Genomic DNA, 7,718 nt, shown 5'->3' with positions numbered 1-7,718 from the left:
CGTTGGGGGCGGGGGTGGGGTGTGCCTAGGCTCGGTGCGGTGACGAGTCTTGGGATGGCGCTGAGCGCCAAGCACATCGTGTGGGACTGGAACGGGACGCTGCTCGACGACAACGACGCGGTGCTCGCCGCCGTGAATGACGTCTGCTCGGGGTTCGGCCGCCAGGAGCTCACCCTGGACGAGTGGCGCGGGCTGTTCAGCCGTCCGCTGCTCCAGTGCTACGAGCGCGTTCTGGACCGCCCGCTGAGCATTGAGGACTGGGCCAGGATCGACGGGCTCTACCACGACCGCTACCACCAGTTGCTGCACACCTGCGGGCTCGCGCGCGGAGTTCCCGAGCTGCTGCACGAGTGGCGGGACGCGGGGCGCACCCAGTCACTGCTGTCGATGTGGTTCCACGACCGCCTCGTCCCGCTGATCACCGAGATGGGGCTGCTCGACCTCTTCCAGCGGGTGGACGGCCTGCGCACGGAGGTGGGTGGCGACTCCAAGGCCGAGCACCTCGCGCACCACCTCCAGGCGCAGCAGATCGATCCGGCCGACGCCGTGCTCATCGGTGACGTGGTGGACGACGCGTTCGCGGCGCAGCAGGTCGGCGCGCACTGCGTGCTCGTCACCACGGGCGTGATGAGCCGGACGGCGCTGGAGGCCACGGGGGTGCCGGTGGCCGACTCGATCCCCGAGGCCCTCCAGCTCATCCAGGTCGAGCGAGGTTAGGAGAGCGGCCTGACCTGCTCCGCCTGCGGACCCTTGGGGCCCTGGGTCGTGGAGAACTCCACCTTCTGGTTCTCATCCAGCGAGCGGTAGCCGCTGCTGTCGATGGCCGAGAAGTGCACGAAGACGTCCGGGCCTCCGTCGTCCGGGGAGATGAAGCCAAAACCCTTTTCGCCGTTGAACCACTTCACAACGCCTGTAGCCATCAGTCTTCAATCCTCACGGTGAACCAGAAAAACAGATCAGGGCCCGGATACCGGGCCCTGGTCTTGAACTCTTCAGTGCCCACCGCGAAGGGGCAAGGCGTGTCACCCGTTCGCGAAGAATCAGTCCCGCAGGGCCAGCGCCGCGCGGGCCAGCGCCTCGACGGCACCCCAGTCCTGCGCGGCCACGGCGGACTTCGGCGTGAGCCAGGAGCCGCCGACGCAGCCGACGTTCGGCAGCGCCAGGTACTTCGGCGCGCTCTGCGGGGTGATGCCGCCGGTCGGGCAGAACCTCAGGTGCGGGAGCGGGCCGCCGAGGCCCTTGAGGAACTCCGCGCCACCGCTGGGCTCGGCGGGGAAGAACTTCAGCGCCTCCACGCCCTGCTCGGCCAAGCGCATCGCCTCGGACACGGTGGCCGCGCCGGGCAGGAACGGCAGCCCGGTGTCCTTCACGGCCGCGAGCAGCGTGTCCGTGGTGCCGGGCGTGACCAGGAACCGCGCGCCCGCCGCAGCGGACTTGGCGGCGTGCTCCGGGGCGGTCACGGTGCCCGCGCCGAGCACGATGTCCGGGACCTCCTCGGCGATCCGCTCGATCGCGGCCAGCGCGGCGGGCGTGCGCAGGGTGACCTCGATGACGCCGATCCCCCCGCGCAGCAACGCCTGCGCCAGCGGCACCGCGTGCGCCTCGTCCTCGATGACCACCACCGGCACCACGGGGGAGAGGTCGAGCAAGTCGTGTGCCGTTGTCACCGGGAAGCCTCCACGTGCGTCTGGTTCTGGTCCATCGTGCCGAAGGCGATCGCGCCACCGTCTGCCGGGCCGACCGCGCGGCGCAGCGCGGTGAACAGCTCGCGCCCGGTGCCGATCCACTCGTCGTCGCTGGGCGGGCCGTCGACGATCTCGCGCGCGGCCAGTTCGGCGTCGCCGACCAGCACCTCCAGCGCGCCGTTCTCGGCGTCCAGCCGGATCATGTCGCCGTCGCGCACCTTGGCGAGCAGTCCGCCCGCCGCGGCCTCCGGGGTGACCTGGATGGCCGCCGGGATCTTGCCCGAGGCACCCGACATCCGCCCGTCGGTCACCAGCGCGACCTTGAAACCCCTGTCCTGCAACACACCCAGCGACGGGGTGAGCCCGTGCAGCTCCGGCATGCCGTTGGCCTTCGGGCCCTGGTTGCGCAGCACCACGACCATGTCGCCGGTGAACTCGCCAGCCCGGAACGCGGCGCTGAACTGCGCCTGGTCGGTGAACACGCGTGCGGGAGCGAGCACGATCCGGTGCTCCGGCTTCACCGCGGACACCTTGATGACCGCGTTGCCCAGGTTCCCGTGCAGCACGCGCAGGCCACCGTCAGCCGCGAAGGGCTTGGTGTGCGGGCGAAGCACTGACTCGTCACCGCTGACAGCAGGCGCGTCGACCCACCGAAGCTCTCCGTCGACCAGCTCGGGCTGCTGGCGGTAGCGGTCGAGACCGAAGCCCGCGACCGTCTTCACGTCACCGTGCACCAGGCCGGCGTCGAGCAGCTGACCGATCAGATACGGCACTCCACCAGCCGCGTGGAAGTGGTTGATGTCCGCGGAGCCGTTGGGGTACACGCGGGTCAGCAACGGCACGACCGCCGACAGGTCGGAGAAGTCGTCCCACGTGAGCTTGATGCCCGCAGCCGCGGCGATGGCGACCAAGTGCATCGTGTGGTTGGTCGAGCCACCAGTTGCCAGCAGCGACACGACACCGTTGACGACAACGCGCTCGTCGACCAGTTCACCGACCGGTGTGAACTCGTCGCCGCCGTTGGTCATCTCCAGCACACGGCGTCCGGCGTGCTCGGTCAGCGCGCGGCGCAGCGGAGTGTTGGGCGCGACGAAGGAGGAGCCGGGCAGGTGCATGCCCATGACCTCCATGACGAGCTGGTTGGAGTTCGCGGTGCCGTAGAAGGTGCACGTGCCGGGCGAGTGGTAGGACGCGGCCTCGGCGTCGAGCAGGTTCTTGGTGTCGGCACGGCCCTCGGCGAAGAGCTGGCGGACGCGGCTCTTCTCCGGGTTGGACAGGCCGGAGGCCATGGGACCCGCGGGGATCAGCATCGTCGGCAGGTGCCCGAAGGACAGTGCCGCGATCATCAGGCCGGGCACGATCTTGTCGCAGACGCCCAGCAGCAGTGCCGCGTCGAACATGTCGTGCGACAGCGCGACACCGGTCGCCATCGCGATGACCTCGCGGCTGAACAGCGACATCTCCATGCCCGCGCGGCCCTGGGTGATGCCGTCGCACATCGCGGGCACGCCACCGGCGAACTGCGCGACACCGCCCGCGGCTCGGATGGAGTCCTTGAGCCAGTCCGGGTACTCCGCGAACGGCTGGTGCGCGGAGAGCATGTCGTTGTAGGAGGAGACGATCGCGACGTTGGCGCCGCGCAGCTCGCGCAGGGACTGCTTGTCCTCGCCGACACAGCCCGCGAAGCCGTGCGCGAAGTTGCTGCAGCCGAGCGCGCCACGGGCCGGGCCCTGGGACGCGGCGGCCGCGATCTTGCGCAGGTAGGCGGAGCGGGTGCGCTCGCTACGGGCTGCGATGCGCTCGGTCACCGCGGCGATCGCCGGGTGCAAGGGCGCGCTCATCTGAGACTCCTCGTCGTTGTCACGGACTCGAAAGGGGGTTCCGGGCCGGTTGACGACGACGATGGCGCCACTCGGGTGCGACAGACCTCACACTCTACGGGTTACACGTAGGTAACCACAAAAACGATCCAGAAGGTTGACATCCCGGTTGCGGAAACGCTGTGCCGCAGGTCACTCTCTTGTGGCGACGCCGTGCCGCCTTGAGGGTGATCTCGATCACCGTTGCGATCAATGGGGGTTCACGGCGTGTGTCCCTTGTCACACGGGGGTGGGCGGGTGCAGAGTCTGGCCACCACCACGATGCGCCGACGGAGGTGTTCGGCATGCCGAACACGGAACTGACTGCCCTGCAACGCTCCATCGACGAGCTGCGCCAGACGATGTCCGCTCTCCGCGGGCGGTACGGCGACACCCCTGCTGTGCGACGCATCGCGAACGACATCGAACGGCTGGAGATCGACGCGGCCGAACTGGCTGGCGGGCGGATGGCCCCCATGCCCAGGCAGGCCGAGATGGTCGTCGTCCCGGACACGCCGTACGACCCGCAGCTGTGGGACGGCGCGGACGACGAAGGCGTCGGAGGTTATCGCCCGCACCGCAGATGAGCGTTCGGTCCGCGGTCGGGTCCTGCCGTCCGTAGGGCTGGTGTCCCGACCGCGCAGACCGAGGACACTATGACCGCTTCAACCGGCCCCACCGGCCGGGCGCGCATCGAGGCGCGCACGCTTCGCACCGACCGGTGGTGGCTGTCGCCGTTGTTGACCGCTGCGGGGCTGACGGCGTTCGTCGTCTACGGTCTCGTCCGCACCTTCTCCAACGCGAACTACTGGGTTCCCCAGTACAACTACCTCGCGCCGTTCTACTCGCCGTGCCTGTCCGACGCCTGCGTCGAGGGTGCGGCGCACTTTGGCAGGTGGTTCCCGGACCTGGGCTGGCTGATCACGCCCCCGCTGTTCGTGCTGCCCTTCGTGCTCGGCTTCCGGTTCACCTGCTACTACTACCGCAAGGCCTACTACCGCTCGTTCTGGCTGTCCCCGCCCGCGTGCGCGGTGGCCGAACCGCACGCGAAGTACACCGGTGAGCGGCGCTTCCCGCTGGTGATGCAGAACCTGCACCGGTACTTCTTCTACGCCGCGATCCCCGTGGCCGGCGTGCTCACCTATGACGCGGTGATCGCCTTCAAGGGCGCCGACGGTGGCGTCGGTGTCGGCCTCGGCACGTTGATCATGGTGGTCAACGTCGCGCTGATCTGGGCCTACACCCTGTCCTGCCACTCGTGCAGGCACATCGTCGGCGGCAAGCTGACCCACTTCTCCCGCCACCCGGTCCGGTACCGGCTCTGGACGACGATCTCCAAGCTCAACGGCAAGCACATGCAGCTCGCCTGGGCCTCGTTGATCTCCGTCGGGCTCACCGACCTCTACGTGGCGCTCGTGGCCAGCGGCGTGCTGACGGACCTGCGGTTGTTCAACTGAAGAGCGAGGGTTTTGCTTCTATGACTGAGATCGAGCGCCACGCCTACGACGTCGTGGTGATCGGTGCCGGTGGGGCCGGGCTGCGCGCGGCGATCGAGGCGCGGGAACAGGGCAAGCGCGTCGCGATCGTCTGCAAGTCGCTGTTCGGCAAGGCCCACACCGTGATGGCCGAGGGCGGTATCGCCGCCGCGATGGGCAACGTGAACTCCCGGGACAACTGGCAGGTCCACTACCGCGACACGATGCGCGGCGGGAAGTTCCTCAACAACTGGCGGATGGCCGAGCTGCACGCGCGCGAGGCCCCGGACCGCGTGTGGGAGCTGGAGACCTACGGCGCGCTGTTCGATCGCACCAAGGACGGCCGGATCAGCCAGCGCAACTTCGGCGGGCACGAGTACCCGAGGCTCGCGCACGTCGGCGACCGCACCGGCCTGGAGCTGATCCGCAGCCTCCAGCAGCAGATCGTGTCGTTGCAGCAGCAGGACTTCCGGGCCACCGGCGATTACGAGGCGCGCATCAGGGTCTTCGCCGAGTGCACGATCACCGAGCTGCTCAAGGACGGCGACGCGATCGCGGGCGGCTTCGGCTACTGGCGCGAGACGGGCCGCTTCGTGCTCTTCGAGGCTCCAGCGGTCGTGCTGGCAACGGGCGGCATCGGCAAGTCCTTCAAGGTGACCTCGAACTCCTGGGAGTACACCGGCGACGGCCACGCGCTCGCGCTGCGCGCCGGGGCCAGCCTGATCAACATGGAGTTCATCCAGTTCCACCCCACGGGGATGGTCTGGCCGCCCAGTGTGAAGGGCATCCTGGTCACCGAGTCGGTGCGCGGGGACGGCGGCGTGCTCCGCAACTCCGAGGGTCGCCGGTTCATGTTCGACTACATCCCCGAGGTGTTCAAGGACAAGTACGCCGACAACGAGGCCGAGGGCGACCGCTGGTACACCGACCCGGACAACAACCGCAGGCCGCCGGAGCTGCTGCCCCGCGACGAGGTCGCCCGCGCGATCAACTCCGAGGTCAAGGCGGGGCGCGGCACCCCGCACGGCGGCGTTTTCCTCGACGTGTCAACGCGTCTGCCCGCCGAGGAGATCCGGCGCAGGCTGCCGTCGATGCACCACCAGTTCAAGGAGCTGGCCGACGTCGACATCACCGCCGAGGCGATGGAGGTCGGCCCGACCTGCCACTACGTCATGGGCGGCGTCGAGGTCGAGCCGGACACCGCGCAGTCCACCGTGCCGGGGCTGTTCGCCGCCGGTGAGGTCGCGGGTGGCATGCACGGCTCGAACCGGCTCGGCGGCAACTCGCTGTCGGACCTGCTGGTGTTCGGGCGCAGGGCCGGACTCGGCGCTTCGTCCTATGTGGATGGTCTGAAGGCCAGGCCGTCGATCCAGCAGTCCGATGTGGACAGTGCGGCGCAGTGGGCGCAGGCCCCGTTCAACGCGGCCGAGGGCGGCGAGGTGGAGAACCCGTACACGGTGCACACCGAGCTCCAGCAGTCGATGAACGACCTCGTCGGCATCATCCGCAAGGGCGGCGAGATCGAGAAGGCGCTGGAGAAGCTGGAGGAGTTCAAGGTCCGCGCGCGCAACGCCGCGGTCGAGGGGCACCGGCAGTTCAACCCCGGCTGGCACCTGGCGATCGACCTGCGCAACATGATCCTGGTCAGCGAGTGCGTCGCCAGGGCCGCGCTGCTGCGCACGGAGAGCAGGGGCGGGCACACCCGCGACGACTTCCCGGGCATGGACCCGTTGTGGCGCAAGCAGTTGTTGCGCTGCGAGGTCGACGGCGACGGGGTGTCGGTGACCAGCCTGCCGCAGCTGGACATGCGCTCGGACCTGCTCGACCTCTTCGAGCGCGAGGAGCTGCAGAAGTACTACACCGACCCCGAACTGGCCGGACACCGGGAGCTTCCATGAGCTACAAGGCGAACTTCCGCGTCTGGCGCGGGGACGACGAGGGCGGCGAGCTGACCGACTTCGTGGTGGAGGTCAACGAGGGCGAGGTCGTCCTCGACATCATCCACCGGCTCCAGGCCACGCAGGCACCCGATCTCGCGGTGCGGTGGAACTGCAAGGCGGGCAAGTGCGGCTCGTGCTCGGCGGAGATCAACGGCCGCCCGCGCCTGCTGTGCATGACCCGGATGTCCACCTTCACCGAGGACGAGACGATCACCGTCACGCCGCTGCGGACGTTCCCGGTGATCCGCGACCTGGTGACCGACGTGTCCTACAACTACACGAAGGCGCGCGAGGTCCCCTCGTTCAAGCCGCCGGAGGGGCTGAAACCGGGCGAGTACCGCATGCAGCAGGTCGACGTGGAGCGCTCGCAGGAGTTCCGCAAGTGCATCGAGTGCTTCCTGTGCCAGAACACCTGCCACGTCGTCCGCGACCACGAGGAGAACAAGCAGTCCTTCTCCGGCCCCAGGTTCCTCATGCGCATCTCGGAGCTGGAGATGCACCCGCTGGACACCGAGGACCGCGTGGAGACCGCTCAGGCCGACCACGGGCTCGGTTTCTGCAACATCACCAAGTGCTGCACCGACGTCTGCCCTGAGCACATCCAGATCACCGACAACGCGCTGATTCCCTTGAAGGAGCGCGTGGCGGACCGCCGCTACGACCCGCTCCAGCACCTCTTCCGCCGCATCCGCAAGAAGTGATTTTCGTACCCGATGTGGCATTTGTTCCGTCTTGCGAAACAAATGCCACATCGGGTAC

Annotated in this window: 8 protein-coding genes; 5 read left to right on the top strand and 3 right to left on the bottom strand. The window is 68.6% G+C overall.

Going from position 1 to position 7,718, the window contains the following annotated elements:
* Positions 1-39: 39 nt before the first annotated feature.
* Complete coding sequence (locus CCN37_RS37310; protein WP_246843546.1) at positions 40-717, top strand: HAD family hydrolase; 678 nt, start codon at positions 40-42, stop codon at positions 715-717.
* Here CCN37_RS37310 and CCN37_RS37305 read toward each other — a convergent pair.
* From CCN37_RS37305 to edd, 3 genes are all read right to left on the bottom strand, one after another.
* On the bottom strand, positions 714-920 hold the full coding sequence (locus tag CCN37_RS37305) for a cold-shock protein (protein ID WP_086830129.1): 207 nt from the start codon (positions 918-920) through the stop codon (positions 714-716). The two genes, CCN37_RS37310 and CCN37_RS37305, sit on opposite strands and share 4 nt — an antisense overlap.
* Positions 921-1,040: 120 nt before the next feature.
* Positions 1,041-1,667: a bifunctional 4-hydroxy-2-oxoglutarate aldolase/2-dehydro-3-deoxy-phosphogluconate aldolase gene (eda, locus tag CCN37_RS37300; protein WP_086830128.1), complete on the bottom strand. Its 627-nt coding sequence runs from the start codon at positions 1,665-1,667 to the stop codon at positions 1,041-1,043.
* Positions 1,664-3,526, bottom strand: coding sequence for a phosphogluconate dehydratase (gene edd, locus CCN37_RS37295; protein ID WP_086830125.1), 1,863 nt, complete (start codon positions 3,524-3,526; stop codon positions 1,664-1,666). Before edd ends, eda begins: the two co-directional genes overlap by 4 nt.
* Positions 3,527-3,849: 323 nt before the next feature.
* Between edd and CCN37_RS37290 the strand changes: the two genes are divergently transcribed.
* From CCN37_RS37290 to CCN37_RS37275, 4 genes are all read left to right on the top strand, one after another.
* On the top strand, positions 3,850-4,131 hold the full coding sequence (locus tag CCN37_RS37290; protein ID WP_086830134.1) for a hypothetical protein: 282 nt from the start codon (positions 3,850-3,852) through the stop codon (positions 4,129-4,131).
* A gap of 69 nt (positions 4,132-4,200) precedes the next feature.
* Positions 4,201-5,001 carry a hypothetical protein gene (locus tag CCN37_RS37285; protein WP_086830123.1) on the top strand — a complete coding sequence of 267 codons (801 nt, stop codon included), beginning with the start codon at positions 4,201-4,203 and terminating at the stop codon, positions 4,999-5,001.
* Between the two features lie 20 nt (positions 5,002-5,021).
* Entirely contained in the window at positions 5,022-6,917 is a 1,896-nt protein-coding gene (locus CCN37_RS37280; protein WP_086830122.1) for a fumarate reductase/succinate dehydrogenase flavoprotein subunit, read from the top strand.
* Entirely contained in the window at positions 6,914-7,660 is a 747-nt protein-coding gene (locus tag CCN37_RS37275; RefSeq protein WP_086830119.1) for a succinate dehydrogenase/fumarate reductase iron-sulfur subunit, read from the top strand. Before CCN37_RS37280 ends, CCN37_RS37275 begins: the two co-directional genes overlap by 4 nt.
* Positions 7,661-7,718 lie beyond the last annotated feature (58 nt).

Source organism: Allokutzneria sp. NRRL B-24872, assembly GCF_002155965.1.
Lineage (GTDB): Bacteria > Actinomycetota > Actinomycetes > Mycobacteriales > Pseudonocardiaceae > Allokutzneria.
Note: the sequence above shows the minus strand (reverse complement) of the source record. Positions and strands in the feature narration are given on the sequence as shown.